Annotated in this window: 22 protein-coding genes; 6 read left to right on the top strand and 16 right to left on the bottom strand. The window is 66.9% G+C overall.

Annotation, left to right across the window (positions count from 1 at the left end; all coding sequences use genetic code 11):
* Nucleotides 1–213: 213 nt before the first annotated feature.
* The 4 genes from L1787_RS22530 to L1787_RS22515 all read right to left on the bottom strand — a co-directional run bounded on the left by L1787_RS22530 (nucleotide 214) and on the right by L1787_RS22515 (nucleotide 4,298).
* Nucleotides 214–1,704: a tripartite tricarboxylate transporter permease gene (locus tag L1787_RS22530; RefSeq protein ID WP_235711358.1), complete on the bottom strand. Its 1,491-nt coding sequence runs from the start codon at nucleotides 1,702–1,704 to the stop codon at nucleotides 214–216.
* 4 nt (nucleotides 1,705–1,708) lie between these two features.
* A complete protein-coding gene (locus tag L1787_RS22525) occupies nucleotides 1,709–2,197 on the bottom strand; it encodes a tripartite tricarboxylate transporter TctB family protein (protein ID WP_235711357.1) in 489 nt (162 codons plus the stop codon).
* A gap of 59 nt (nucleotides 2,198–2,256) precedes the next feature.
* Nucleotides 2,257–3,213, bottom strand: a complete 957-nt coding sequence (locus L1787_RS22520; RefSeq protein ID WP_235711356.1) for a tripartite tricarboxylate transporter substrate binding protein — start codon at nucleotides 3,211–3,213, stop codon at nucleotides 2,257–2,259.
* 182 nt (nucleotides 3,214–3,395) lie between these two features.
* Nucleotides 3,396–4,298, bottom strand: a complete 903-nt coding sequence (locus L1787_RS22515; protein ID WP_235711355.1) for a dihydrodipicolinate synthase family protein — start codon at nucleotides 4,296–4,298, stop codon at nucleotides 3,396–3,398.
* Nucleotides 4,299–4,504: 206 nt separating this feature from the next.
* On the opposite strand from L1787_RS22515, the gene L1787_RS22510 reads away from it, so the two are divergent.
* The 3 genes from L1787_RS22510 (at nucleotide 4,505) to L1787_RS22500 (ending at nucleotide 8,908) form a co-directional block, all read left to right on the top strand.
* A complete protein-coding gene (locus L1787_RS22510; RefSeq protein ID WP_255720725.1) occupies nucleotides 4,505–5,758 on the top strand; it encodes a mandelate racemase/muconate lactonizing enzyme family protein in 1,254 nt (417 codons plus the stop codon).
* 128 nt (nucleotides 5,759–5,886) lie between these two features.
* Nucleotides 5,887–6,594, top strand: coding sequence for a FadR/GntR family transcriptional regulator (locus L1787_RS22505; RefSeq protein ID WP_235711353.1), 708 nt, complete (start codon nucleotides 5,887–5,889; stop codon nucleotides 6,592–6,594).
* A 394-nt stretch (nucleotides 6,595–6,988) separates the two neighbouring features.
* The gene (locus L1787_RS22500; protein WP_235711352.1) at nucleotides 6,989–8,908 is read left to right on the top strand and encodes a BCCT family transporter; all 1,920 of its coding nucleotides are present in this window, start codon (nucleotides 6,989–6,991) and stop codon (nucleotides 8,906–8,908) included.
* Between the two features lie 66 nt (nucleotides 8,909–8,974).
* On the opposite strand, the gene L1787_RS22495 is transcribed toward L1787_RS22500, so the two are convergent.
* The 11 genes from L1787_RS22495 to L1787_RS22445 form a co-directional block, all read right to left on the bottom strand.
* Nucleotides 8,975–9,889, bottom strand: a complete 915-nt coding sequence (locus L1787_RS22495; protein WP_439648311.1) for an ABC transporter permease — start codon at nucleotides 9,887–9,889, stop codon at nucleotides 8,975–8,977.
* Nucleotides 9,886–10,827 (bottom strand): ABC transporter permease, encoded by a 942-nt coding sequence (locus L1787_RS22490; protein WP_235711931.1) that lies wholly within the window; start codon nucleotides 10,825–10,827, stop codon nucleotides 9,886–9,888. The genes L1787_RS22495 and L1787_RS22490 overlap by 4 nt, the downstream gene beginning before the upstream one ends.
* On the bottom strand, nucleotides 10,824–12,242 hold the full coding sequence (locus tag L1787_RS22485) for an alkaline phosphatase family protein (protein ID WP_235711351.1): 1,419 nt from the start codon (nucleotides 12,240–12,242) through the stop codon (nucleotides 10,824–10,826). The genes L1787_RS22490 and L1787_RS22485 overlap by 4 nt, the downstream gene beginning before the upstream one ends.
* Nucleotides 12,239–12,952 carry a glycerophosphodiester phosphodiesterase family protein gene (locus L1787_RS22480; RefSeq protein ID WP_235711350.1) on the bottom strand — a complete coding sequence of 238 codons (714 nt, stop codon included), beginning with the start codon at nucleotides 12,950–12,952 and terminating at the stop codon, nucleotides 12,239–12,241. The genes L1787_RS22485 and L1787_RS22480 overlap by 4 nt, the downstream gene beginning before the upstream one ends.
* Nucleotides 12,949–13,776: an ATP-binding cassette domain-containing protein gene (locus L1787_RS22475; protein WP_235711349.1), complete on the bottom strand. Its 828-nt coding sequence runs from the start codon at nucleotides 13,774–13,776 to the stop codon at nucleotides 12,949–12,951. Before L1787_RS22475 ends, L1787_RS22480 begins: the two co-directional genes overlap by 4 nt.
* A complete protein-coding gene (locus L1787_RS22470; protein ID WP_235711348.1) occupies nucleotides 13,773–14,783 on the bottom strand; it encodes an ABC transporter ATP-binding protein in 1,011 nt (336 codons plus the stop codon). Before L1787_RS22470 ends, L1787_RS22475 begins: the two co-directional genes overlap by 4 nt.
* Nucleotides 14,780–16,360 (bottom strand): ABC transporter substrate-binding protein, encoded by a 1,581-nt coding sequence (locus L1787_RS22465; RefSeq protein ID WP_235711347.1) that lies wholly within the window; start codon nucleotides 16,358–16,360, stop codon nucleotides 14,780–14,782. Before L1787_RS22465 ends, L1787_RS22470 begins: the two co-directional genes overlap by 4 nt.
* A 214-nt stretch (nucleotides 16,361–16,574) precedes the next feature.
* Nucleotides 16,575–18,086: a tripartite tricarboxylate transporter permease gene (locus L1787_RS22460; RefSeq protein ID WP_235711346.1), complete on the bottom strand. Its 1,512-nt coding sequence runs from the start codon at nucleotides 18,084–18,086 to the stop codon at nucleotides 16,575–16,577.
* Between the two features lie 8 nt (nucleotides 18,087–18,094).
* The gene (locus L1787_RS22455) at nucleotides 18,095–18,622 is read right to left on the bottom strand and encodes a tripartite tricarboxylate transporter TctB family protein (RefSeq protein WP_235711345.1); all 528 of its coding nucleotides are present in this window, start codon (nucleotides 18,620–18,622) and stop codon (nucleotides 18,095–18,097) included.
* A 31-nt stretch (nucleotides 18,623–18,653) separates the two neighbouring features.
* Complete coding sequence (locus L1787_RS22450; RefSeq protein ID WP_235711344.1) at nucleotides 18,654–19,610, bottom strand: Bug family tripartite tricarboxylate transporter substrate binding protein; 957 nt, start codon at nucleotides 19,608–19,610, stop codon at nucleotides 18,654–18,656.
* A gap of 109 nt (nucleotides 19,611–19,719) precedes the next feature.
* Nucleotides 19,720–20,466 carry a FadR/GntR family transcriptional regulator gene (locus L1787_RS22445; protein ID WP_235711343.1) on the bottom strand — a complete coding sequence of 249 codons (747 nt, stop codon included), beginning with the start codon at nucleotides 20,464–20,466 and terminating at the stop codon, nucleotides 19,720–19,722.
* Between the two features lie 106 nt (nucleotides 20,467–20,572).
* Between L1787_RS22445 and L1787_RS22440 the strand changes: the two genes are divergently transcribed.
* The 3 genes from L1787_RS22440 to speB all read left to right on the top strand — a co-directional run bounded on the left by L1787_RS22440 (nucleotide 20,573) and on the right by speB (nucleotide 23,643).
* Nucleotides 20,573–21,352, top strand: a complete 780-nt coding sequence (locus tag L1787_RS22440) for an enoyl-CoA hydratase-related protein (RefSeq protein WP_235711342.1) — start codon at nucleotides 20,573–20,575, stop codon at nucleotides 21,350–21,352.
* A gap of 61 nt (nucleotides 21,353–21,413) precedes the next feature.
* The gene (locus L1787_RS22435) at nucleotides 21,414–22,640 is read left to right on the top strand and encodes a CaiB/BaiF CoA transferase family protein (RefSeq protein WP_235711341.1); all 1,227 of its coding nucleotides are present in this window, start codon (nucleotides 21,414–21,416) and stop codon (nucleotides 22,638–22,640) included.
* A 91-nt stretch (nucleotides 22,641–22,731) separates the two neighbouring features.
* The gene (gene speB, locus L1787_RS22430; protein ID WP_255720758.1) at nucleotides 22,732–23,643 is read left to right on the top strand and encodes an agmatinase; all 912 of its coding nucleotides are present in this window, start codon (nucleotides 22,732–22,734) and stop codon (nucleotides 23,641–23,643) included.
* Here the strand turns inward: speB and L1787_RS22425 are convergent.
* Nucleotides 23,633–26,536, bottom strand: coding sequence for a transporter substrate-binding domain-containing protein (locus L1787_RS22425; RefSeq protein ID WP_235711339.1), 2,904 nt, complete (start codon nucleotides 26,534–26,536; stop codon nucleotides 23,633–23,635). The two genes, speB and L1787_RS22425, sit on opposite strands and share 11 nt — an antisense overlap.
* Nucleotides 26,537–26,588 lie beyond the last annotated feature (52 nt).

The following is a 26,588-nucleotide window of genomic DNA, read 5'->3' as shown; positions in this document are numbered from 1 at the left end:
AAGGTCCGATCAACGCGCCGCTCCGGCCTGCGGGGAATTCCCCTTGCGACGCAAAGCCATGAAATGCCGGCTCGCTTCATCCCGCAGCGATCCGCCCGGCGGACCTGCTCGACCGGAAGGCCGGCCAGGCCACGACCTTGCCCCGGTTTCCCGTTTCGGTGGAGCCCCCGTCGCGCAACGCGCGCGACAGCGGCCCGCGCCCGGGTGCCCGGCCTAAGCGGCCCGGCGCATCAGGCGCACCTTTCGCACCATCACCAGCACGATATAGGCCGCGGCGAGGCCGAGGAACATCGCCGAGAAGGGGCGTTCCAGAAACGGGACGAAGGAGCCGCGTGAGGACATCAGTGCCGACCGCAGATTGACCTCGATCAGCGGGCCCAGAATGAAGCCCAGGATGAACGGCGGCAGCGGAAAGCCGAGCCGTGTCAGCAACAGGCCGAGACCGCCGAAGGCGAGCAGCGTGTAGACGTCGAACATCCGGTTGCCCGTGGCGTAGGCGCCGATCACGCACGTCACCATCACGAGGGCGAGCAAATAGGGCTTCGGCACCGCCAGAATCCGCACGAAGAAGCGGATGCCGAAAAACGCCACGAGGAGCATCGCGAGGTTGGCGATCAACAGGGCGACGAACAGCGCGTGGACGATGAGCCCGTTATTCGTGAACAGCAACGGCCCCGGCTGCAGCCCGTGGATCATCAACCCGCCGAGCAGCATCGCCGTCACCGAGTCGCCCGGAATGCCGAGCGCCATCAGAGGCACCATGGCCGAGCCGACATTGGCGTTGTTGGCCGTCTCGGAGGAGACGATGCCGGCCGGATTGCCGGTCCCGAACGATTCCGGCTCCTTCGAGGAGCTGCGCGCCGCGGCATAGGCGAGAAGGTTCGACGCGCTCGACCCGATGCCGGGCAGCAAGCCGACGCCGATCCCGATCGCCGCCGAACGCACCACGTTCGGAAGGCTCGCGATGAACTCCACCATCCGCACGCCGGGGAAACGGGGGCGCGTGAACTCGGCCGGCGGCGAGACGCGGCTCTCCGGCGGCCGCGCCGCATAATCGAGGATCTCGTTGACCGCGAACATGCCGAGAAGCACCGGCAGGAGGGCGTAGCCGGCATCGAATTGCGGATTGCCGAAGGTGAAGCGCGGGATGCCGTCAGTCGGCGCAAAGCCCGTCGCGGCGATCAGAATACCGAGCAGCGCGGCGAGGACGCCCTTCAGAAGGCTCTTGCCGGCGAGCCCCGCGACGAGGGTGAGGGCGAAAACCGACACCGAGAAATACTCGAAGGTGCCGAATTTCAACGCGAAGCGCGCGAGCGGCGGCGCGAGGAGGATGAGGACGGCGATCCCGAACAGGCCGCCGACGAAGGAGTAGAAGATCGCAAGCCCCAGCGCGCGACCGCCCTCCCCCTTGAGTGCCATCGGCCGGCCGTCGAACGTCGTCGCGATCGAGGACGGCGTTCCGGGAATGCCGATCATGATCGCCGAGACGAGGCCGCCCGATACGCCGCCGATATAAAGGGCGAGGAGAAGCACGAGGGCTGTGACCGGGGCCATCGTGAAGGTGAGTGGCAGGCAGAGCGCCACCGCCATCGTCGCGCTGAGGCCGGGGATCGCGCCGAAGATCATGCCGATCGGCACGCCGATCGCGATCGCGAGAAGCGGCTCGATCGTCAGAACCGCGCTGAGGGCGTCTAACCAATACATTCGATCAACCCCAGAGGCCGTGCGGCAGGATGAGGCCGAAGCCGTGGCGAAACAGTCCCCACGCCGCGACCGAGGTGACGATGGAGAAGAGCGCCGCATAAAGCAGTGCGCGCGGCGAGCGGCTCGCGAAGATCACGAGCTGGACGAAGAGGTAGAGCGCCGTCGCGATCACGAAGCCGGCGATCGGAAGGAGCACGATATAGCCCGCGATCGCGGCGACGGTGAGCCCCAGCGTCAGCCACACGATCCGCTCCGCCTCGCCCGCGTCCGGCGCCCGATCGGCATCGCCGTCCGTCCGTCCCCGCCGCGGCAGCGAGCGCACGAGAAGGACCGCGCCGAGCACGGCGATGGCTAGGGCGACGATCTCCGGCAAGAAGCCGCTGTCGATCCCGACCGGGGCGCGTCGCGGAATGGAGCGGGCATAGACGTATGCCGCGAGGCCGAAGATGAGAAAGAGCGCGCCTCCGAGGAGGTTTTCCTTCCGGTCCGTCATATCTGACTGTCCATGCATGCGGGGCCCGGGCCGCCATGCGACGACCCGGGCCTCTTGCTTCACTTCAGATCGACTTGCCCGATGATCGCGTCGAGCTCCTCGAGGCGGGCCGCGGCGGCCTCACCGGTCAGCGCCATCGCGTCCTGCGCGTACTGCTTCTGGATCGCGTCGACATAATCCGGATTCTGGACGACGGCCTCGACCGCGGCGCCGAATTTCTCGACCACCTCCTGCGGCGTGTCCTTCGGGAAGAGGAAGAAATAGTTGTACTGGAACCCGACCTCGTAGCCTTGCGAGCGGGCGGTCGGCACGTCGGCCAGCGGCTCGATCGGCTCGTCGGTGAGGGTCGCGAGCGCGCGCAATTCGCCGGTCTCGAGATAGTCGCGCACCTGGGCGTAAGGGTTTTGCGACACGTCGACATTGCCGCCGAGGACGGCCGTCAGACGGCCGGAGGCGCCGCCGACATCGACGAGATTGAACTGGGCCCCCGCCGCTTCGAGCTGCTTTGCGATGAGGTAGGTCGTCGCGCCGATATTGGCCGTGAGGTCGATCGAGCCGGGATTGGCCTTCGCGTCTTCCATCAGCTCGTCGAGGGTCTGCCACGGGGCATCGGCCTGGACGACGAGGACCGTCCCGGTCTCCTGCCCGGCGATCGCGCCGAGCTCGAAATCCTTCCAGGTGAATTCGGTCATCCCGGACGCGGAACCGACTTGCACCGCACCGTGATAGAAGAGGGTCGTGTAGCCGTCGGGCTCGGCCGACAGAACGCGGCGCCCGCCGAGCGACCCGCCCGCGCCCGGCACGTTGATCACCGGCAGCGAGACGCCCAGCTCCTCCTGGAGATAATGCGACATCGTGCGGGCGTTGAAGTCGGTATCACCGCCCGGCGCGGCCGGCGCGATGATCTCGATCGGCTTCGTCGGATAGTCGGTCTGGGCGAAGGCTCCGATCGGCGCGGCGATGGAAAGAGCCCCCGCGGCGACGGCGAGCGCGTGAAACTTTGAAACGAACGGCATTATAATCCTCCCAGATTTGCCGATTTCTATGTGATGGGACGATCGCGGCATCCGCCGGGTCGGCGTGACGCGGTGGCGTCCGCCCCAAGAGAGCGCCTCGGAGCGGCCCGGACCGGCCGTCCCCGAAAGCGCACATTCCGTCCCGATGGTGGGAGCCGTCTCCGGGGAGAACGCCGGAGAGCCTAGGCCGCCGGCAGATCCATGCGGCTGACCAGATAGTCGATCTCGGCGAGATCGCGCGCGTTGAGCGACGGGCCGGGGGCGCGAAGCGCGGCGCATTGGAGCGCCCCACGCCGGCGCATCATCTCCTTGCGGATGGCGATGCCCCACTGGCCCTGCGCCTCATAACGCAAAAGCGGCAGATGGCGATTGAAGAGATCGTGCGCCTCGGCCCGTTTGCCGGCGGTCATCAGGTCGTAGACGCCCGACAGGACCTCCGGATAGGAAAAGCCCGCCATCGGCCCGTCGGCGCCGCGCTCCATCTCCTGCGGAAGATAGAGGCCGTTATTGCCGGTCAGGATGCGCACCTGCCGGCCGCCATCCAGCGCCTCCCGCAACGCCGAGATCTTGGTGACGGAGGGGAGATCCTCCTCTTTGATCACCGAGATCTGCGGGAACATCTCGATCAGCCGGACGATCGCCGGGACCGACATCCGCACGCCGGAGTGGAAGGGAAAATCCTGCAGCACCGTCGGCACGTCGCCGATGCGCTCGAACACGGATTCGAAATAGCGAAACAGCTCCTCGTCCGTGCGGACCGCGCCGGGCGGGCAGATCATCACCGCGTCGACGCCTTCGGCCATCACCTGGCGCGTCGTCTCGACGAGGACGGCAAGGCTCGGATTGGAGACGCCGGCGATGATGCGATGGCCGTCCGCGGCGCGGACGAAACGCGCCGCGACGGCGACGGTCTCGTCCTGCGTCAGCTTTCCGGCTTCCCCGCTCACGCCGAGGACGGTGAGCCCGCGTGCGCCGTGTGAATAGTAGAACGCCGAAAGCGAATCGATGCTGTCGTGGTCGATCGCGCCGTCCGGCTGGAACGGCGTTTGCGCGACGACATGAAGGCCGGTGGCCTCGTCAAGCATTTCCCAGTCTCCTCAGACTTTCCTCCGCCGAGAGCGCGACGCGCCAGCTCGGTCGATGAGTTCAAAATCTGTATCTTTCTGTTCTTGTATGATTCGCTAAACTCAGTAAAAACAGTGACTTAGCGCATCGGTTGAAATCATATTGACACAGCTATTCTGTACGGTCAAACCATCTATATCGGCCGGTCGGCCCGAAAAGACGCAAGATGTGGAGGAGAAAGCCCGTGAAGATTATCGGCGTCGAAACGATCCAGATCGAGGAGTTCAGCAACCTCGTCTGGGTCCGGATTCACACGGACGAGGGCGTCGTCGGTCTCGGCGAAACCTTCCGCAATCCCGAGCCCGTCGTCGCCTATATCCACGAGACGTGCGCCCCTTTTCTTCTCGGCAAAGATCCGATGGATCGCACCGCCCTCTCCCACGCGCTGCGGCACGATGTCGGCAATCACTTCACCGGGTTCGCCACCCGCTCGATCGAGATTCGCGGCAATTCGGCGATCGACATCGCGTTGTGGGATCTTTGGGGCAAGGCGCTCGGCCACTCGATCGCGACGCTCATGGGCGGGCGGATGCGCGACAAGATCCGGCTCTACAACACCTGCGCCAACAGCGGATACAACAACCGCGTCCGCGCCGGTTACAACACGCAGATCTATTCGCGCAGCGATCCCGCGCCGAAGAACATTTCACGCAACGAAGATCTTCTGATGCAGGTCTACGAGCCGGCTCGCCTCGCGCGGGAACTGCTCGACGAAGGCATCACCGCGATGAAGATTTGGCCGTTCGACGTCTACGCCCTGCGCAATCACGGACACTCGATCCGCACCTCGGAGCTCAAGGAGGGTCTCTCCGTCTTCGAGGAGATCCGCAACGAGGTCGGCGACGAGATGGATATCCTGATCGAATATCACGGCCTGTGGCAGCTCGCCCCGGCGATCGAAATCGCGCGCGCCGCCGAGGAATACGGCATCTACTGGCACGAGGATCCCATCGCGCTCGACGCGTTCGACGACCTCGCCACCTTCAAGCAGAGCACCAACACGCGCCTCGCCGGCAGCGAGAATCTCGGCACCCTTCCCTGGTACCGGGAGTGCTTCGGCCGTGGCGCGGTCGACGTCGCGAATTTCGACATGGCGTGGACCGGCGGCCTCACCGAGGGCCAGCGCGTCGCCCACCTCGCCCTCGCGCACGACCGCACCATCGCCCCGCACGATTGCACGGGGCCGGTGACGCTCCTCGCCAACCTGCAGCTCCTCGCCCATATGCCGAACGCGCTGATGGCCGAAACCGTCCGCTCGCATCTCGACGGCTTCTACGGCACAGTGATGACGGAATTGCCGAAGGTGTCGAACGGCTATGTCGAGCCGTTGACCGGCCCCGGCCTCGGCGCTTCTCTCAACGAGGAGGCGCTCGACCGGCCCGACATCATCAAGCGCGTGACCGGGAAGAGCGCGATCTAGATCGGCGACACCCGCCTGCGCGGGGACGTCGGGCCTGTCATCGGCGCCCGATGCCCCGCACGGCGAGGCCGCGAGACGCGAACGCGACCGGGACGGACCGACGTCCCGGCGACAGGAGACACGGCACGATGGAAGAGAGGCGGTCCCCGAAGAATTTCTCCGACATCGCCTATGCCCAGCTCTGCGAGATGCTGAATGAACCGGCATGGGCGAACGGCGGACGGCTTCCTTCGGAGGAGCGCCTCGCGGGCGCGCTCGGCATGTCCCGCCGCGTGGTGCGCCAAGCGCTGGAACGCTTGCGCAACGAGGGGCGGATCGTCTCGCGCAAGGGCTCCGGCAGCTACGTTCGCCCGCCCTCGCCCGCCGACGACGAGGCGGCGACGTTCGGCGCCATCTCGATCCGCTCCCTCGACGACCTTCACGCCTGCTTCCGCTTCCGCCGCGCGGTCGAGGTGGCGGGCGCCGGCGAAGCGGCCGAACGCGCCCCACCCGAGCTGGTCGACGATATCGAGGCCGCGCTCGAAGAGTTCCGCTCCGCCCTCCCGGGCAAGGGCGACTTCGAGCTCGATTACAAATTCCACCTCGCCGTGGCGCGCGCCTCGCGCAATCCCTTCTTCATCGAGACCATCAAGGGGCTGAAGCCCTCGCTCAGAATGGGGCACGGCTTCAGCCGGTCACTGCGGATCGTGCCGCTCAACGAAAGCGCGCGGGTCTACGAGGAGCACGCCCGCGTGCTGCGCGCCATTCAAGCGCGCGACCCGGCATCGGCGCGCGAAGCGATCGATGCCCATATCGGTGCGGGCCTTGCCCGCCTGTTCGGCAAGACGTCCGCATAGGCCGGCGCCGCGAGCGGGTCCCCCGCGCGGCCGCTTCAACCCGACCAGATTGCCAGCGTATCGCCCCGCCCGTGACGCGTTGCGCGCAGCGGCGGCCAACCCGCCATCATTAAATATCCTCGGCACGTGATGGCTTGCTGACTTTTTATAGCAAAATTCACGCCATTGATATTTTTAATGCAATCCTTTACGCATACTCTCAATCAGTTTCTATATTGTTTGATATATTTCTCTCAAGAGTCTGATTGATTATCATCCCAAATGGGATGCCTCGAACACGAGACATACATCCTGCCGCCGGCCCCGCAGAACACCATCAGAATTTCTGAGATCATTCTCTCATTTCCATCGACATTCGCCCTCTCTGCAAGACCAGAACAGCAAGGCTGCTGACGTGACGGACACCGCACCCCGCCCTCAAACGTGGCGCGACTCCTTTCGCCTCATCGACCGCCCGACCTTTTTCGGCGCGATCGGACTCCTCCTCGTCGCCACACTCCCGCTCGCCTTCTGGCCGACCGAGGGCGCCCTCTGGGTCGGCGTCGCGCGGTCCTTCATGGTCGACAAGATCGGCTCGGCGTACCTCATCCTCGGCCTCGCCGCGTTCTTCTTCATGGTCTACGTGGTTCTCAGCAAAGTCGGGAAGATCAAGCTCGGCGACCCGAACGAGCCGCCCGAGTTTCCCCTCGGCTCCTGGGCCGCGATGCTGTTTTGCGGCGGCATCGGCGCGAGCATCCTCTATTGGGGCATGATCGAGTGGGCCTATTATTATACGGCGCCGCCCTTCGGCATCGAGCCGGGAAGCCGCGCGGCGAGTGAATGGGCCGCCGCCTATGGCATGTTCCACTGGGGCCCGATCGCCTGGTCGATCTACCTGATCCCCGCCCTTCCCATCGCCTACTTCTATTATGTGCGCCGGCGGGCGGCGCTGAAGATCTCGATCGCCGTGATGCCCGTCATCGGCCAACGCGCGGCGGAGGGCTGGCCCGGCAAGATCGTCGACATCCTGTTCATTTTCGGCCTGCTCGGCGGGGCGGCGACGACGCTCGGCCTCGCCGCGCCGTTGATCTCGCAAGGGGCGAACATCCTGTTCGGCATCCCCATGTCGATCGTCTCGCAGATCGGCGCGCTGCTCGTCTGCACGGTGATCTTCGCCCTCTCGTCTTACGCGGGGCTCGGACGCGGGCTGAAGCTCCTCAGCAACATCAACCTGTGGATGGCGGTCGCCCTCCTCGTCTTCGTTCTCGTCGTCGGACCGACGGTGTTTTTGCTCGAGACCGGCCTCTCTTCCTTCGGCCGGATGCTCGCCGACTTCTTCATCATGTCGACCTACACCGAATCCTTCGGCGGCTGGGGCGGCTATGGCGACAGCCACTTCCCGCAGGACTGGACGATCTTCTACTGGGCCTGGTGGCTGGTGTTCGCGCCGAGCATGGGGCTCTTCATCGCCCGCATCTCGCGTGGGCGCACGATCGGCGAGATGGTCGCCGGGTCGATCGTCTTCGGCTCGATCGGGTGTTTCCTGTTCTTCATCGTGCTCGGCAATTACGGCCTTTGGCTCCAGATCTCCGGCGGCCTCGACGTCGTCACGATCCTTGACGGCGAAGACTCGTTCGCGGCGATCTTCGCCATCCTCGACACGCTGCCGCTGACGTGGCTCGTCGTCCTGACCTTCACCATCCTCGCGATCCTGTTCACCGCGACGAGCTTCGATTCCATCTCCTATATCCTCGCCTCCGTCGTGCAGAATGACGTGTCGGAGGAGCCGATGGCGTGGAACCGTCTCTTCTGGGCGCTCGCCCTCACCTTTCTGCCGGCGGTGCTCCTCGTGGTCGGCGGGCTCGACACCTTGCAGACGGCGGCGATCGTCGGCGGCGTGCCGCTGATCGTCATCACCGTCATGCTGTGCATCGCGACGGTGCGCGTCACCCGGCTCGATCTGCGCCAGCAGTCCGACTATACGGACCCGATCATCAACATCGAGGACATGCCGCGGATCGACCCGTGGTCGCCCGAGGGTGCGGCCCTCGCCCGGTTCGAGCAGCGGCGCGCGGAGGCGAGCGCGGCCGCCTCGCGCGAGCGGGAGGCGCTCGACGCCCTCATCACCTATAAGCACAATCTCCGCCGCCGCTACGGCCCCTTCGGCACCTTCCAGGCCGACGGTCCCCCCGCCGATACCGCCGAGATGAAGCGCCTCGAAGAGCTCGAAGCGAGCTACAATCAGGCGACCGAACGCAAGTCGAAAGCGACGCGGACCGCGCAGGAGGCGCGCGCCACCTTCGACAGGCTGATCCTCGACGTCAACGCCGCCTGATCGACGCAAAACGCCGCCATGCTCCCATGGCGGCGCTTTCCATTGCCGCGGCCCGACCCGGCGGGCTCAGGGATGGGCGGCGGCGTTCTCTTCCGTCGCGTGGGACGGATCGAGGAGGTCGCGGATCCAGTCGCCGAGAATGCTGATCGACAGCGTCGTCAGGAAGATCGCGCACCCGGCCGGAATCCCGATCCACCAGGCGGTGGCGAGATAGTTGCGTCCGGCGCCGAGCGTCAGGCCGAGGCTCGTGTCGGGCGGCTGCACGCCGAGCCCCAGGAAGGAGAGCGACGTCTCGAGGAGGATGATCTCCGGGAAATTCAGCGTCACCTGCACCACGAGAATGCTGAGGATGTTCGGCAGGACGTGCCGCACATAGATCCGCGCCGGATGGACCCCCAGCGTACGGATCGCCCCGGCATAGCCCTTGGCGTTCGCCGAGAGGACGAGCCCGCGCGTCAGCCGCGCGTAGGTCTCCCAACCATAGAGGCCGACGATCGCGAGGAAGAGCTCGAACGAGTTGCCGAAAAAGGCGAGGATCGCGAGCGCGACGATGAAGAACGGCACGCTCGCCTGAAAGTCGACGAACACCATCACGATATCGTCGACGAGACCGCGAAAGTGCGCCGCGACGAAGCCGATCAGCGTGCCGACCACCGCCCCGATCAGCGTGCCGACGAGGGCGATCACGAGGCTCGTCTGGATGGCGAAGAAGAGGCGGCTCAGCACATCCCGCCCGAGGCCGTCGGTGCCGAGGACATGGTCCCATGTCCCGCCGAGAAAGACCGGCGGTTTCAGCCGGTCGAGAAGGCTCTGCTCGGCGAACCCGTAGGGCGCGATGACGTCGGCGAAGATCGCGACGAAGGCGATGAGCCCGAGCCAGGCGAGGCAGAGACCGACGGCGAGCGGCGTCTTCGACCAGCGGCCGAACAGCGCCCCGCGAAGGCGCGCCATGCGCGGCGCGGCGGTGGCGACCATGGTCATTTCGCCCCTCCCCGCGCCTCGAGCGCCGCCACACGCGGATCGAGCAGCGTATAAGCGAGATCCACACACAGATTGACGATCACCATCGTGAAGGCGATCAGGAGGACGATCACCTGGACGACGGCGAGATCGCGCTGGGCGACGGAGTTGACGAGCAGCGAGCCGACGCCCGGATAGCCGAACACCGTCTCGATCACCGTCGCCCCGCCGATCATCGCACCGATGCGAATGCCCATCACCGTGACGAGCGGAATGGCGGCATTGGGCAGCGCATGGCCGAGAACGCGCGCACGCCACCGCACGCCTTTTGCCCAGGCCGTCCGCATGAACGGCTGGCCGAGCACCTCGAGCATCGAAGAGCGGGTGAACCGGGCGACCGTCCCGGCATAGGCCGTCCCATAGGTGACGACGGGCATGACGAGATGCTGCCAACTACCGCTGCCCGAGCTCGGCAGCCATCGCAGCGTCATCGAGAAGAGCATGATGAGAAGGATGCCGAGAAAGAAATTCGGCACCGAGTAGCCGAGCACCGTCGCCCCCATCGTCACCCGGTCGAGCCAGGTGTCCTTGTTGAGGGCGGCGAAAATGCCGGCCGGAATCCCGACGCCGAGCATCAGCGCGAGCGCCAGCGAGGCGAGCGTCAACGTCGCCGGAACACGCTCCATCACCACCTCCGTCGCCTCCCGTCCGTCGCGGAAGGAGAAGCCGAGATCGCCGGTGACGACCGAGCGCAGATAGCCGACGAACTGCTCCGGCAGCGAGCGATCGAGGCCCCACATTTCGCGGTAGCGCTCCTGGACCTCGGGCGGCGTATCGTCCGGCAACATCCGCTCCACCGGATCACCGGACAGACGCAGCACCACGAAAACGAAGGTGAGCGCGAGGAACAATGTCGCCGCGCACCGCAGGAGCTTGGTGAGGACGAAGCCGGCATTCATCGCCACGCCCCCGTCCCGTCCGTCCAGCCGCGATCGACGATCCCCTTGCCGGCGACCGTCCAGCGCGCGAGACGCTGCTCGAAGCCGCGATGCGCCGCCTCATGCACCGTGTGCAGCACCCGCGGCGGCTCGCCGTCTAGAAAGGCCTCGGTCAGCGGCCGGCCGCTGGTGCCTTCGGTCGGCAACCCGAGAAGGGTGAGGATCGTCGGCGCGATATCCGGCAACCAGCACGGCGTCTCGGAGACGAACCCGTCACGAAAGCACGGACCCGCCATCGCGAGAACCGTCGCGAGCTCTCCCTCATTGAGGCCGCCATGGATCCCGCCGCCGACGTCGATATGCTCGACGAAGAGGCGTCGTTGCGCCTCCGGTCCGGTCGCGTCCGGGCCGGTCGAGCGCAGCGTGAAGGCGATATCGGGCGAGCGCTCATGGCCTTGGCCGACGAGATCGAGCGGCAGCGTACCCCTCACGGCGGGCGCACCGGCGCGGCCGGAAAAGACGAGGCCGCACCATGGCATTTCGATGAGGCGATCGACCGCGCGCTCGAGCGTCGCCGCCGACGGATCGTCGAACCAGATCCCGTTGAAGACGCCTGCGGCCGACCGGTCGCGCCATTCGGCCGGAAGATCGGCGAGCGGATCGGCGACCGCGGCGCCGGTGATCTGGCCGTGATCGGACATCACGATGAGGTTTTCGGGCCCCTTCCCGGCGCGCCACCAGGCGAGAATCTCGCCGAACGCATCATCGGCGTGGCGCTGGGCCGCTTCGGTCTCCGTGGCCGTCACGCCGAACGCGTGCGAGGTGAGATCGGGGTCGTTCAGCCAGAGCACGCACACATCGGGATCGTGAGTCGGCCACACGATGTCCGTCACGACGCGGGCGACATAGGCGATGCGCGCGGCGTTCGGCCGGCCCGTCGCGGGGATCGGCCCGAGCCGTGCACGGGCTTCGGCCTGGAGCGCGGTCGGCCGGTCGGGGTCCTGATGGCAGGAGAACACCGCATGACCGTGCGCGGCGGCGTTCGGGTTCATCATATGGGTCGCCCCGGTGGAGGCGCTGCTCACCACCACCATCGACTTGCCGGCCGCCGCGAGCCTGTCGCCCAGCGACGGGCGGTCGATCAGCGGCCCCTTCGAGGCGACATGGAGAAGATCGGCGACCGACCCGGTCTGAAGCGTCCGCTCCGGCACAGCGGGATGGCGAAAGGCGTTCGCGACGAGGCCGTGGCGCAGCGGCGGCGCGCCGGTGAAGGTGCTCGTCACCGCAACGCGCGTTTCGCTCGGAAAGACGCTGCGGGCGTTCGCGAACCGGCTCGCTTCGGCCATGAAGGCCGCAAGGTTCGGCATCAGGGCCGCCGTGGCCCGGTCGCTGCGAAGGCCGTCGAAGGTGACGAGGAGCGTGCTGCCGAGCGTCACAGGACGGCTCCTTCGATGAACTGGCAGGCCGCCGCCGGGTCGTTGAGGAGCACCCCCGCGACACCAAGCCCGGCGAATCGCTCGATCGCGGCGGGATCGATATCGCCGGTCTCCCGGTCGGTGCCCCGCCCTCCGGCCGTCATCCACACGGGGACGTCCCGCTCGGCGAACGGCGCGAGGCGCGCCGGCACCGCGTCCCGCTCCCACAGCCGCACCATGTCGGCGCCGGCGCCCAGAAAGGCCGGCGCGGCCGCCGGCTCCGGCACCATGGCGAGGATCGCATGCCCGCAGCCGGCGAAACCGGAGACGCTGTTCACCTCGTGGAACGCGAGCACGATGCGCCGCGTCGACGCCTCCGGCAGCACGGCGGCGAGCGCCTTCAGCGCGGCGGGGCGCTCGTCCTTCACATCGAGCATCAAGGGAATGTGCGGCGGCACGGCATCGAGCGCCGCCGCGAAGGACGGCGCGGCCGGCGCATCGCCGGCCGAGATGGCGGCGAGATCGCGCGCGTTCATCGCGTCGATCCGCTCCGGCCGGCCGGCGAGACGCAGAAGATCCGCATCGTGCAGGATCACGACGCGGCCATCGCGGGTGACGCGCACGTCCGCCTCCACCGCATCGGCGCCGGCCGCGACGGCGGCGCGCCAGGCGGCGGGCGAGTTCTCGCGATGGGTGGCGCTGGCGCCCCGGTGGGCGACGATGGCGATCATAGGGCAATCCTTTCGGCAGCGGCGGGCCGGACGGGCGGCGCATGGCGCATCGCCGGGATCGCGGCCACCAGGCGTTTCGTGTAGTCCTCGCGCGGCGTGGAGAAGAGCGTGTCGGGATCGCCCGTCTCGACGATCCGGCCGGCACGCATCACCGCGATCCGGTCGGAGATATGCCGGGCGACGGACAGGTCGTGCGTGATGAAGACGAGCGAGAGGCCGAACGCCGTGCGCAGCGACATCAACAGATTGATCACTTGCGCCTGCACCGAGACGTCGAGCGCGGAAACCGCCTCGTCGCACACGAGAAGGCGCGGCTGAAGCACCAGCGCCCGCGCGATCACCGCGCGCTGAAGTTGACCGCCGGAAAGCTGTTGCGGCACCCGCCCCGCGATCTCGGCGAGGCCGACGCGGTGGAGAATGTCCTCGACGCGCCGCCGCCGCTCGGCGGGCGGCAGCCGCTCGTGCGCCGCGAGCGCACCGGCGACCTGCTCGCGCACGCGAATGCGCGGGTCGAGCGCATCGGCCGGGTTCTGGAAGACGAGCTGCACGAAGCGCCGCTCTTTGCGCCACGCGGTCGAGCCGGGGCGTGCATACTGGCGGCCGTCGAACAGCACCTCGCCGGCGCTCGGCGCCTCGATCCCCGCCGCGATGCGGCCCAGCGTCGACTTCCCGCTGCCGCTCTCCCCGACGATGCCGAGCGTCTCGCCCGGCGCGATCGACAGGCTCACCCCGTCGACGGCGGACACCGGAACGCCGCCGAAAAAGCGCCGTCCGCTGCGATACAGCTTCGTGACGCCATGGAGCTGGAGCGCCGCGCCGGTCATTGCCCGGCCCCGGCGAAATGGCAGCTCGCGACATGATCCGGTCCGACCGAGACCGCCGGCGGCGCCACCGTGCAGATCCCCATCGCCGCCGAACAGCGGGTGGCGAAGGCGCAGCCGCCCGGCCGCGCACCGGGGGGCGGAACGCTGCCCTCGATGGTGTCGAGCATCGCGCCGCGCGGGGTCGCCGGGCCGATCTGGCATTCGACGAGCGCCCGCGTATAAGGATGGCGCGGATCGCCGAACAGCGCGTCCGCCGGGCCGGTCTCGACGATGCGGCCGGCATACATCACCGCGACGCGGTCGGCGATCTCCGCGACGACACCGAGATCGTGGGTGACGAAGACGAGCGCCATTCCGGTCTCGACTTGCAGCGCCTTCAGAAGATCGAGGATCTGCGCCTGGATCGTCACATCGAGCGCCGTCGTCGGTTCGTCGGCGAGAAGCACCTTGGGGCGCGAGGCGATCGCCATCGCGATCATGACGCGCTGGCACATTCCGCCGGAAAGCTGGTTCGGATAGGCGTGCGCGCGCCGCGCGGGATCGGCGATCCCCACCCGGTCGAGCAGCGCGACGACCTCTCGCCGCCTCGCCCGCCCGCCGAGATCCGTATGGAGACGCAGCGCCTCCTCGATCTGACGGCCCACGGTGCGCAGTGGGTTGAGCGCCGACATCGGGTTCTGAAAAATCATCGCGGCGTCGCGGCCGCGGATCTCGTCGAGCGCCGCGTCGGGGGTGCCGATCATCTGCCGTCCAGCGAGGCGGACGGAACCCTCGGCCGCCAAAGGCGCGCGCAACAGGCCGAGCATCGCCATCAACGTGAGGCTCTTGCCGCACCCCGATTCGCCGACGAGACAGAGCGTCTCGCCGGGGCGCACCGAGAAGGAGACCTCCTCGACGAGACGGAGCCCGCCCCGCCGCACCGCGAGACTCTCCACGGCGAGGACGGCGGCCGCGTTGGAACGGAAGGCGCCGGCGGCGCCCTCCGCGATCGTGGGAGACAGGCTCACCGAGCCGCCCCGTCCTTCAGGTTATCGGGCCGCAGGTCCATATAATAGAAGGTGTAAGGCTGCCATTCGAGCGAGGACCGCACGCCGTAGCTTTCGAGCGGCTGATAGAGGATCGTGCCCGGCGCTTCGTCCTCCCACACGTCGAGGAGCTGCTTGGCGAACGCCTGACGCTCGGCGAGGTCGACGGTCGTTTCGAGCTTGCGGCCGATGTCGTTGAAGTCACCGGCGATCGAGTCCCAGGAGTGCCAGTTGCCCTGCGCACCGCCATAGGGACCCCAAGCGATCCAGATCGCGCCGAGGGGATCGGGATAGCGGGTCGAGTTCGACCAGTTGCGGATCATCAGATCCTCGTTCGCGATATCGTCGAGCCCTTCGGTGACGTTCAGCGTCACATTGAGGCCGACGGCCTTCCACATCTCGACGAGCACCTGGGCGGCCGGCAGCGCGTTGAGATAATAATTCGGGTGCGTCGAATAGACGATCTCCTCGCCGTCATAGCCGGCTTCCTCAAGGAGCGCCCGCGCCTGCTCAGGATCGTAGACGAGGCCCTCGCGGGTCGCGTCGTACATGTCCCCATAGGTCGGGTATTGATGGCTGAGCGGCACCACCGCCTTGCCGTCCCACAACGCCTTGACGAGGAGCTCGCGATCGATCGCGAGGTTCAGCGCCTGGCGGACGCGCTTGTCGGAGAGGGCCGGCTGATCGACGTTGTAGACGAGCACGTGCGAGTTCGCGAGGACGACGCTGCGCGTCTCGACATCGTCATAGGCGTCGATCTGCGCGAGCTGATCGGGCGCGACGTTGGTGATGATGTCGAACTCGCCGGAGACGAGACCGGCGATCCGCCCCGCCTGTTCCGGCACCTCGCGGAAGGTGACGGATTCGGCGGTCGGAGTGCCGCCATAATAGTCGTCGAAGGCGGTGAGGCGGATATATTGATCCGTCTTCGCATCCTCGAATTTGAACGGCCCGGTGCCGACCGGATAGCGCGGCAGACCACCGTTCGCCTCGGCCTTCTCGAGCCAATCCTTCTTGTTGACGATCCAGGACGCCCAGGAGGCGAGACGCTGCTCGATGAGCGGATCCGGCGCCTTGGTCACGAAGCGGACGGTCAGCGGATCGACGACCTCGACATGGTCGAGCACTGCGAAATAGGCGCGGCCGCGCGGAAGCTGCGTGTCGTCGCCGAGAAGGCGTTCGGGCGAGAAGGTGAAGGCGACGTCTTCGGCGGTGAGCGGCTCGCCATTGTGGAAGGTGACGCCGTCACGCAGCTTCACCTCGAAGGTCAGATCGTCGATCCGCTCCCAGCTCTCGGCGAGACCCGGAACGAGCGCGGAGCCGCCGCCGCCGTCCGCCGACAGGAAATTGCGGCGGATCAGCGTGTCGAACACCGAGTAGGTGATGCGCGTACCGACATTGGACAGTTCCTTGGCCGGCTCCAAAGTCGGCGGCAGATCGGCGACACCGATGACGAGATCAGGGCGGTCGGCGGCGAAGGCTGCAGACGTGGCGCCTGCGATCGACAGGGCGGCGAGCCCGGCGGCAAGAGCGCGCGACGTGATGCGATGGGAGGGCACGGTGATCCTATGGGCTGTGGCTTTGGTGAGCCCCAGCTACGCCGCCCGAATGACACGCCGACGACAGTGTGACGACAGTCCTGCGAAGGCTGTGCCGACGGCGTGACACTTCGCCGACGAGCGCCCCGGAGACAGGGCGATCACCGCACGGCGATGCGCCGATCCGTCACGAAAGGCGCACGTCGCGCCCGCCGAGTGACAGGATCGCCGTGCGTCAGGATCCCGGCGCGTCGCCCCGCCCGGCCCGCAGCCGCCGCAGCGGCCCGGCGATCAGCGGCCCGACGAAGAAGGCGAGCGCGATGAGGATGAGGCCGGCGGCGATCGGGCTTTCGACGAAGATGAAGGGATCGAAGTCCGACATCAGGAGTGCGCGGCGCATCGACGTCTCGACGATCGGCCCGAGCACCAGGCCGAGAACCACCGGCGCCAGCGGATAGCCACCGGCTTCGAGGGCGAGGCCGAGAACGGCGAAGATCAGCATGATCATCACCGCCGTCGTGTCGCCATAAGCGAGCGAACCCGCGACGGCGATCGACAGGATGCCGGTCGCCAGCACCGGATAGGGAACGAGCGTCAACCGGGTGAAGAGCCGGATGAAGATGAACGCGAGCGCGAGGATCAGCGCGTTGCTGAGCGCGATGCCGGAGAAGAGGCCATAGACGAGCTCGCGCTCCCGCAGGAAGAGAAACGGTCCCGGCTGAAGATTGTGGATGAGGAAGGCGCCCATCATCACCGCCGTGGTGCCGGAGCCTGGAATGCCGAGCGACAGGAGCGGAATCATCGCGCCGACGGTCGCGGCGTTGTTGGCCGATTCGGGGGCCGCCACGCCCTCGATGCGCCCCTTGCCGAAGCCCGAGCGGTCGCGCGACATGCGCACCTCCGCCGCGTAACCGAGGATCGCCGCCGTGGTCGCCCCCGCCCCCGGCAGAATGCCGACGCACAGGCCGATGACGCTGGAGCGCAGGATCGTCCACCTCAGCCGCAGGAACTCGATGAGCGAGATCCCCCTCGTCCGCCGCTCAGCGCTCCCCTCGACGGCTTCGGAGACGAGCCGCGTCTCCCGCACCGCAATCCGCCGATAGACCTCCGAGGCGGCGAAGAGGCCGATGATCGCCGGCACGAACGGAACGCCGGACAGAAGCGAGGTGACCTGGAAATCGAAGCGCTTCACGCCGGTCAACTGGTCGATGCCGACCGTCGCGAGGAGGAGGCCGATGAGCGCGGCGATCGCCCCCTTCACGGGATTGTCGGCCGTGATCGCGGCAATGCAGCTGATCCCGACGAGGCCGAGCGCGAAATATTCGGCGGGCCCGAATTTCAGCGCGACCGAGGCGAGAAAGGGCGTGATCAGGAACAGCGCGACCGAGGCGAGGAGGCCACCGATCGCCGAACAATAGACCGCGGTCGAGAGCGCGATGCGCGCCTCCCCCCGCATGGTGAACTGGTGCCCCTCGATCGCCGTCATGATCGCCTCGGAGGAGCCCGGCGTTCGGAACAGGATCGCGGTGATCGATCCGGCGAAGACGCCGCCGACATAGAGCGCGCTGAAGAAGACGAGCGCCGCGACCGGCTCCATCGCGTAGGTGACGGGAAGGAGGAGTGCGATCCCCGTCGTGGCATCGAGCCCGGGAAGCGCCCCGAACACCATGCCGACGGCGACGCCGAGGATCAGAAACGGAAGGACGTCCGGGGAAAGGACGAGGAGGAGGCCGTCGAACGCTTCCATCGATACGCCTAGTAGAACAGTCGGCTGAAGGTGCCGAAGAGCCAACGCCCGCGCGGCAACGGCGCGTTCATCGCCCCGATGAAGAGGGCGGCGATCGCCGCGGTGAAGAGAAGCGGCACGAGAACGAGCGTGACGAGGCGCCGCGTCTTGAAGACGATGCCGAGAAGCGCGGCCTGAAAGAGCGGCGTCGCGATCAGGAACCCGACCGTGTGGAGGCTCGCGGCATAGAGCCCGGTGATCGCGAGCGCGGTCACGAGATTGCGCCAGTCGACGGAGCCGCTTGCCGCCGCCGCGTCCGCCTCCTCCGCCGTGGTCTCGGCCGGACGCAACAGCGACCTCGCGATCTGCACGAGGCACATGATCGCGAGCGCGCCGATCAGAAGCCGCGGGAAGAATTCCGGGCCGATCGCCTCATAACGACCGGAGACGGCACGGAAATCTCCCGTGACGCCCCAGAGATAGACGCACCCGAGGAGGGTGAGTCCCGGCAGGGCGAGGGCGCCGAAGCGCGACCGCGCGGACCGGGACAGGCTCATCGGCGGAATGCCTCGCAGCGCGCGCGGTGGCTCATTTGGACTCCGTCACGGCCCGGTAGGCCTCGAACTCGCGATCGAGAAGGCTGGTGAAGTCGGCCGCGCCCAGCGTTCCGGGATAAAGGTTCAGCATCCGCCCTTCCTCGAACTCGGTGTAGGCCTCGGTTTCGGCCGCCTTCAAGAAGGCCGCTTCCAGCATCGCAACCACGTCCTCCGGCGCGTCACCGGCGACGGACACGCCGCGCCACAAAGACGGCGGCACCGTGTAATCGAGCTCGCCGGCGGCCGGCACGTCGGGGAAGGCCTCAAGGCGTTCGTCGGCGAGCGCCAACAGCGGCGTCACCTGACCGGCTTCGATCATCGGGTTCATCACGCTGACCTCGTCATAGATAAGGTGCAGGCGGCCGCCGATGAGGTCGGCATGCATGTCGGACGCGTTCTCGTAGGGGATATAACGGTACGGCACGCCGGCATCGTCCATCACGATCTGGACGACGATCTCGTCGAAGCTCGCTGCGCCGGTGCCACCGACGAGAACGTCCTCGCTGGCGCTGGTCACATCGTCCCAGCTCTGGAGGCCGTCGCCCGCGCCGTACATCATGCCGATATCGACATGGGCGCGCATCACGGCGTCGAGATCGCGATAAGAGAGCTCGGTGAGGCCCGTCAGCTCGTTGGTGAGCTGGTCGGGGGTGATGCTGAAGAGGGTGCAACCGTCGGCGTCGCGTCCGAGGACCTCCTCCATCGCGACGATCGACGAGGCGCCGGGCATGTTGATCACCGTCACCGGCACGCCGAGCGCGTCGCTGACGCCGGGCGCGATGGAGCGGGCGAAGGTGTCGCTGCCGCCGCCGGCGCCCCAGCCCACGATCCATTCCACGCTATCGCAGGGAAATTCCTGGGCCTGGGCCGATGCGGTGCCGAATGAGGCTGCGGCGATGAGGATGGCCGCGAAAGTGGTTTTCCGTTGCAACGTTTCGTCTCCCGTCATGGTCAGGAAGGCATCCTTCGCAGGTCGATTACGAGGCGTGCCGCATCCAAACGGGAGGTTAAGCGAAGAACAAGTAGTCTGACAAATCATTCTTCTGCGCAAATTTTGATCAGGGCCGCAGGTTCGACAAGACTTCCGTCAGGCCGGCGTCATCGGCCGCTGTCCCGAGGTGGATCAGCATCGCGGCGCGCGCCCGTTCAGCGTCTCGCGCCTCGATGGCGCGAAGGATGGCAACGTGCTCAGAATAGTTGCGCTGGAACTGCTCCTCGTCCCAATCGGCGGGCGAATAAGACAGCGCGACATTGGTCCGCAGCGACGTTTCGAGAAGCCGCACGAAGTCGTTGAAATAGCGGTTTCCCGTCGCCCGCGCGATCGCGAGATGGAACGTGGTGTCGGCGTCGACCGTCGCCGCCCGGTCCCCCGCGGCGCGGCGCATTGCCTCGAGCGCCTCACCGATGGCGGTCATGTCGTCCTCGTCCCAGCGGAGGGCGGCCCGCGCCGCGCCTGCGGTTTCGACGATCATGCGCAACTCGAAAATCTCCGCCTGCTCGCGCGGGGTCGGCGCGGCACGCGCCATACGGAAGCTGTTATCGGGTCGGGCGACATAGACCCCGGAGCCGCGCCGGCTGCGGACGATCCCGTCATGCTTCAATTTCGAGATCGCCTCGCGGATCGTCGCCCGGCTCGCGCCGAATCGGGCGCAAAGCTCGCGCTCGGTCGGGAGCCGCGAATCGGCCGGATAGATGCCGCGCGCGATCTCGTCCTCGAGCGCGCTCGCGATGACGTCCGGCGCCGCCGAGCCGCGCCGCTCCGCCGCGTCCGCCCCCGCCTCGCCGCGCTCGTTCCGCTCTGACACTGTGCCGGATCCCTCGCTGCTCACAGTTGTTGTCAGACAACATGGCGCGATTCTATAGTCCAGCCCGAACGGAAAACAACGACACCAGCGATGCGAAGGGACCACCATGGCCGGAACCGTCGACCTCACTCGAGATGGACCGATCGCGACCGTCACCCTGTCGCAGCCCGATAAGCTGAATGCGATGTCGCGCGCGATGTACGACGCGCTCGGCACCATCATGACGACCCTCTCGGCCGACGACACGGTGCGCTGCGTCGTCCTGCGCGGCGCGGGCGAACGGGCGTTCTGCCCCGGCAGCGACATTTCCGAGTTCGACGACACGCGCGAAGGCATCGCCGCCGCGCGGGAATATTCCGAGGTGACGAACCCCAGCGTCCTTGCGGTCGCCGCCTGCCCGCACCCCACGATCGCGCAGATCCACGGTGTCTGCGTCGGCGGCGGTATGGAGATCGCGAGCCAGTGCGACATTCGCATTTGTGGCACGTCGAGCCGCTTCGGCATCCCGATCAACCGCCTCGGCCTCAATGTCGATTATGACGAGTTGCCGATGCTGACCGACCTCATCGGCCCACGCCGCACGCTCGAGATGCTCCTCGAAGGGCGCGTCTTCGGTGCGGCCGAGGCCGAGCGGATCGGCCTCGTCACGCGCATGGTGCCGGACGAGGAGGTCGCCGCGGACGCCGCGCGCACAGCCCAGCGGATCGCCGAATCCGCACCCTTGGTGAACCGCATCCACAAGCAGATGATCCGCCGCCTCGCCGACCCGGCGCCGCTCACCGAAGCCGAGAAGGCCGCCGCCTTCGACTGCTTCGAGAGCGAGGATTATCGCATCGGCCGCGACGCCTTTGCGCGGAAGGAAACGCCGCGCTTTGTCGGGCGCTGAGCGCCACCCGCACCCAGCCCCCGCCCCCTTCAATCCATCTGATCTGCCTCCAGGAGTTTTCATGGAACGCGCGCAAAAGGGCCCGCTATCCGGCGTCGTCGTCTTGGAGCTCGCCCACGTCATGGCGGGCCCCACCTGCGGGCGGATGCTCGCCGACATGGGCGCCGACGTCATCAAGGTCGAGCGACTGCCGGGCGGTGACGACACGCGGCGCGACATCGTGCCGGGCGAACCGCGCACCGAAGGCGAGGATTCGTTCGCCTTCATGATGATGAACCGCAACAAGCGCGGCATCGCACTCGACCTCAAGTCCGCCTCAGGCAAGGCCGCGCTCCTCAAGATGCTCGAAAAGGCGGACGTTCTCGTCGAGAATTATCGCCACGACACGATGGAAAAGCTCGGCCTCTCTTACGAGACGCTGCACGAGCGCTTTCCCCGCCTCGTCTATTGCGCCGTCTCCGGCTTCGGCCGCTCCGGTCCCTATGCGACGCGCGGCGGGTTCGACCTCGTCGCCCAGGGAATGAGCGGCATCATGAGCTATACCGGCGAAGGCCATGGCCGCCCGCCGGTGAAGGCCGGGGCCCCCGTCACCGACATCACCGCCGGCATTCTCGCCACGATGGGCGTGTGCGCGGCGCTCGTCAGCCGCGCGCAGACGGGACGCGGTCAGTTGGTCGACACCTCGCTGTTCGAGGCCGGCATCACCTTCTCCTATTGGCATTCCGCGATCGCCTTCGCGACCGGCGACAGCCCCGGCGCACTCGGCTCACGCCATCCCCTCAGCGCGCCCTATCAGGCGTTCGCGACCAAGGACGGCTGGATCAATATCGGCGGCGCCAACCAGGCGAACTGGCGCCGCCTCGTCGAGGCGATGGGCGCATCGGAGCTCGCGGAGGATCCGCGCTTCGCGACCCCGACCGACCGCCTCACCCATGTCGACGCGCTCGACGAGGCGCTGACGGCGCACTTCATCACCCGCACCCGCGACGAGTGGCTCGACATTCTCGAAAAGGCGGGCGTGCCGGCCGGGCCGATCCTTTCGGTGCGGGAAATGCACCAGGATCCGCAGGCGATCGCGCGCGACATGATCGTGCCGTGCGAGCATTCGCGCCACGGTTCCGTCAACACGATCGGCCTGCCGGTGAAGTTCTCCGAAACGCCGGGCAGCATCGACCGCGGCGCGCCGATCTATGGCGAGCACACCCGCGAGATCCTGAAGACGTTCGGCTACGACGACGCGGAAATCGACGCGATGGCCAACGAAGGCGCTATCGGTATCGCGCCGTGACGGGCGCCCGTATCCGGCCTTGCCGAGCAGTGACCATGAGAGGACCGCGGTGAGCGAGCGATCATTCAACCAGCCGCTCGGCGGCAACGACATGCCCCGCTTCGGCGGACCGGCGACGATGATGCGCCTTCCCTCGGCCGACAGCGCCGACGGTCTCGACGCCTGCTTTGTCGGCGTCCCGATGGATATCGGCGCGTCCAACCGCTCCGGCACGCGGCACGGCCCGCGCCAGATCCGGCAGGAATCGTGCAATCTGCGGCCCTTCAACATGGGAACCGGGGCGCGGCCGTTTGAATCGCTCCAGGTCGCCGATATCGGCGACGTCGCGATCAACACGTTCGACCTCAAGGACACCGTGCGGCGGATCGAGGCGGCCTTCGACACCATCTTCGCGACCGGCGCGACGCCGCTCACGATGGGCGGCGACCACACCCTCACCTATCCGATCCTGAAGGCGGCGGCGAAGCGCCACGGGCCGGTCGCCCTCATCCATATCGACGCGCACGCCGACACCAACGAGCAGATGTTCGGCGAGGCGATCGCGCACGGCACGCCGTTCCGCCGCGCCTATGAAGACGGCTGCCTCGACGCCGCCCACACCTTCCAGATCGGCCTGCGCGGCACCGGCTATTCACCCGCCGATTTCGACTGGGCCCGCGACAAGGGCTTCACCGTCGTCCAGGCCGAAGCCTGCTGGCACAAGTCGCTCGTCCCGCTGATGGAGGAGGTGCGCGCCAAGATCGGACCCGACCGGCCGGTCTATCTCACCTACGATATCGATTCGCTCGACCCGGCCTTCGCGCCCGGTACGGGAACGGTCGAGATCGGCGGGCTCACCACCTGGCAGGCGCTCGAGATCGTGCGCGGCTGCCGTGGGCTCAATCTCATCGGCGGCGATCTCGTGGAGGTCTCGCCGCCTTATGATCCGTCCGGCAACACCGCGCTGATCGGCGCGAACCTTCTCTACGAGATGCTGTGCGTCCTGCCGGGCGTCAAATATTGAACCGGCGTTCCGGCGGCCCCGACAGGCCGCCGGCGCGCAATGCCGTCCGCCCGTCGATCTCGGCGACGAGCTGGTTCCGCCCCCGGTCCTTGGCCTCGTAGAGCGCTCCGTCGGCGCGCTTGATGACATCGTCGAGTGACTGGTCGGGCGACGGCACGCCGGCATGGCAGCCGATGCTGATCGTCAGCGAGCGCGTCGCGTCGCCTTGCATGACGGGTCCGTTCGCGACCCCCGCGCGCAAGCCCTCGAGACGCGTGACGAAATCCTCCGCCGTCCCGCCCATCGTGAAGATCACGAACTCCTCCCCGCCATAACGGGCGACGATCTCCCCGTCCTTCGGGAAATGCGCGCGGACGACATCGGCGATGTGCTTCAGGCACAGATCGCCGAACACGTGGCCCATCTCGTCATTGATCGGCTTGAAATGGTCGACGTCGATCATCGCGATCGAGAACAGCCAGCCATTGCGCGCGCACAGGCTGAACTCCTCCCGGCCGCGCTCGTCGAAATGGTGGCGATTATAGAGGCCGGTCAGCGAGTCGGTGATGCTGACCTCGTGGAGCTTCTGGTTGGTCGCGTTGAGCGCGACGTTGAGCCGGTGGAGCTTGCGGTTCCAGTAGACCACCATCGCAAGCGCCAGCAGCGCCACGAGGCCGAGCTGGACGAGGCGCGTATAATTCACATCCTCCTCGATCTGCACCAGGATCCGCTGGTTGAGGATCGAGCGCACCTCGTTCTCGTCGAGCCCGGCGACGAGCTTGGAGAACAGCGAGCCGAGGAGCGGCTCGTCGGCGCGCGTCGCGATCACCGCGCGCCAGGATTCGTCGATGCGGCCTGAGATCTTGATATCGTCGACATTCGTCGCGGCGATCAGATAGCCGAGCGTCGCGAGGGTGCCGACCGTTGCATCGAGTTCGCCGTCGCGAACACGCTGGATGCCCGCCTCTTCGCTCTCGACCTCCTCGAAGCGGACGCCCGGATAGCGCTCGCGGAGCATCTCGTAAGGCCCACGGCCGGCGACGACACCCACACGCTCGCCGGCGAGCTCGGAGACGCTTTCGACGAACGGATGCTGAAGCGGTGCGGCGACCACCATCGGCAGAACGAGATAAGGCAGCGTCAATTGCCAATCGTCGGAGGACGGGCCGCTCACCATCGCGAACGGGAGCACGTCGCAATCGAGGCCCTTGGTCGCCGCGAAGGGATTGCTCTGCATGTCGACGGGAACCGCCTGCCAGGTGAAGCCGCCCCGATTGGCGAGATGGTTCATCACTTCGGCGGCGATGCCGGTGAACTTGCCGTCTTTGTCGATCGCCGTGTAGGGCGCCATGTCGGGATCGATACAGGCTTTGATGACCCCCTTCTCGCTGAGATAATCCCGCTCCGCCATCGTGAGCGGCGCGCGATCGCTGTGAAGGCTCGCGAAAGCCGGCCCCAGCCAGCGCGTCTCGAGCTCGTTCCAGCGCGAGAACGGGATCGCGCTCATCGCCCGATCGATGATGCTTCGGGCATAGGGAAATTGTGGGGAGATGCCGTATCGCAGATCCTCCCGCTCGATCCCGTCCATCAGGAACTCGCCGCCGATCTCGATATTGATGAGCCCGAGCTTGCGGATGATCGCGTTCCCGTTGGACAGCGCCATGATCGCAACGTCGACCTCGCCGGCCGCGAGCCCCTTCAAGATGTCGTCCTGGGTCTCGTAGGTGACGACATTCGACAGACGCGCCTGAAGCGTGTCGGCGTAATAGATGCCCTTGCCGATCCCGACCCGCTTGTCGACCAGCGAGTCGAGACCCCGATAGGGCCCGAACCCGGAGCGCACGAACACCGTGTTCGGAATGCGGTGATACTCCCGCGAAAACAGCGTGTAGGCGGCCCGGTCCTCGGTGAACGAGATGTTCGATATGATGTCGAGATCGCCGGCCTGAAAATTGTCGAGAAGGGTCGACCAATTGTCGAAAACCGGTTCGAGAACGAGCCCCGTCCGGGCCGAGATCTCATGCGCGAGATCGACCGCGAACCCCTGGCCGACCCCTGCCGAAAGGAAGCTGAACGGCTCATAGTCGCTGATGAAGCCGATCTTCAGCGGCGGCGCTTCGGCGATGAAGGCCTGCTCCTCGGGAAGGAGGCGCAGCGGCAGCGCCGTCGGATTGCGGCCGGTGCGGTAAGCGAGCCACTCCTCGGTGATCGCCGCAAGGTCCTCGGTCGAAAGCGCCGCGACGGCCTTACTGAGAATCTGCGAACGGATCGCCCCGTCGGCGTCGCCGGTCTTCAGCGTGCCGAGGTGGAAATCCTCCAGCGTCACCCCCGCGAGAGGCAGCGTGCCGGCGACCGCGATGTTCGAGAAACCGTTCTCGCGCGCGAAGAACTGCCCCGTCATCTCGGCCGCAAGGGCGGCATCCACCCAGCCGAAGGCGAGCGCGGCCATCAGGTCGCGATAACTGTCATATTCCACGAGGTCAAAGCCCGCCTCGCGCAGGGCCGTCCCGTAATAAATGTCCTTGATGACGCCGATGCGCTTCTGCCGCATCGCGTCGAGATCCGTCGGATCGACGAACGGATGGCCGACATTGTGGAAAACCACGGTCCGGCGCAGATGGTAGGCGTCCGTGAAATTGATGAATTCGTTGCGGGCCGCGGTCTGCGAGATGTCCGCGATGACGTCGATCCCGCCTTTGCGGAAGCTGTCATAGATCTCCGGCCACGTTCCGAGCCGGATATTGAACTCGAAGCCGGCGATGTCGGCCACACGGCGCAGAACGTCGACGGTCCAGCCCATCGTCTGCCCGTTGCGGAAAAAGGAGTAAGGCTCGTTGTCGGAGACGACGCCGACGCTGACCCTCCGATTGGCCTCGAGCCAGCTGCGTTCGGCGTCGTCCAGGTCGAGCGCCATCGCAGGCGTGATCGCCTGCAGGATCGCCAGAACGCAACCCAATACCAGCCCT

Origin of the sequence: Acuticoccus kalidii (assembly GCF_021556395.1) — a bacterium.
Taxonomy (GTDB): Bacteria; Pseudomonadota; Alphaproteobacteria; order Rhizobiales; family Amorphaceae; genus Acuticoccus; species Acuticoccus kalidii.
This window is presented reverse-complemented; position numbering and strand designations above follow the sequence as displayed.

Coding starts and splice junctions, on each gene's coding strand:
- L1787_RS22505 (WP_235711353.1), top strand. CDS start 5,887: ATGGAAGAGAGGCGGTCCCCGAAGAATTTCTCCGACATCGCCTATGCC.
- L1787_RS22455 (WP_235711345.1), bottom strand. CDS start 18,622: ATGAGCCTGTCCCGGTCCGCGCGGTCGCGCTTCGGCGCCCTCGCCCTG.
- L1787_RS22425 (WP_235711339.1), bottom strand. CDS start 26,536: ATGGCGCTCGACCTGGACGACGCCGAACGCAGCTGGCTCGAGGCCAAT.
- L1787_RS22460 (WP_235711346.1), bottom strand. CDS start 18,086: ATGGAAGCGTTCGACGGCCTCCTCCTCGTCCTTTCCCCGGACGTCCTT.
- L1787_RS22515 (WP_235711355.1), bottom strand. CDS start 4,298: ATGCTTGACGAGGCCACCGGCCTTCATGTCGTCGCGCAAACGCCGTTC.
- L1787_RS22480 (WP_235711350.1), bottom strand. CDS start 12,952: ATGATCGCCATCGTCGCCCACCGGGGCGCCAGCGCCACCCATCGCGAG.
- L1787_RS22490 (WP_235711931.1), bottom strand. CDS start 10,827: ATGAATGCCGGCTTCGTCCTCACCAAGCTCCTGCGGTGCGCGGCGACA.
- L1787_RS22530 (WP_235711358.1), bottom strand. CDS start 1,704: ATGTATTGGTTAGACGCCCTCAGCGCGGTTCTGACGATCGAGCCGCTT.
- L1787_RS22525 (WP_235711357.1), bottom strand. CDS start 2,197: ATGACGGACCGGAAGGAAAACCTCCTCGGAGGCGCGCTCTTTCTCATC.
- L1787_RS22520 (WP_235711356.1), bottom strand. CDS start 3,213: ATGCCGTTCGTTTCAAAGTTTCACGCGCTCGCCGTCGCCGCGGGGGCT.
- speB (WP_255720758.1), top strand. CDS start 22,732: ATGCCCCGCTTCGGCGGACCGGCGACGATGATGCGCCTTCCCTCGGCC.
- L1787_RS22435 (WP_235711341.1), top strand. CDS start 21,414: ATGGAACGCGCGCAAAAGGGCCCGCTATCCGGCGTCGTCGTCTTGGAG.
- L1787_RS22450 (WP_235711344.1), bottom strand. CDS start 19,610: ATGACGGGAGACGAAACGTTGCAACGGAAAACCACTTTCGCGGCCATC.
- L1787_RS22440 (WP_235711342.1), top strand. CDS start 20,573: ATGGCCGGAACCGTCGACCTCACTCGAGATGGACCGATCGCGACCGTC.
- L1787_RS22495 (WP_439648311.1), bottom strand. CDS start 9,889: ATGACCATGGTCGCCACCGCCGCGCCGCGCATGGCGCGCCTTCGCGGG.
- L1787_RS22475 (WP_235711349.1), bottom strand. CDS start 13,776: ATGACCGGCGCGGCGCTCCAGCTCCATGGCGTCACGAAGCTGTATCGC.
- L1787_RS22510 (WP_255720725.1), top strand. CDS start 4,505: ATGTGGAGGAGAAAGCCCGTGAAGATTATCGGCGTCGAAACGATCCAG.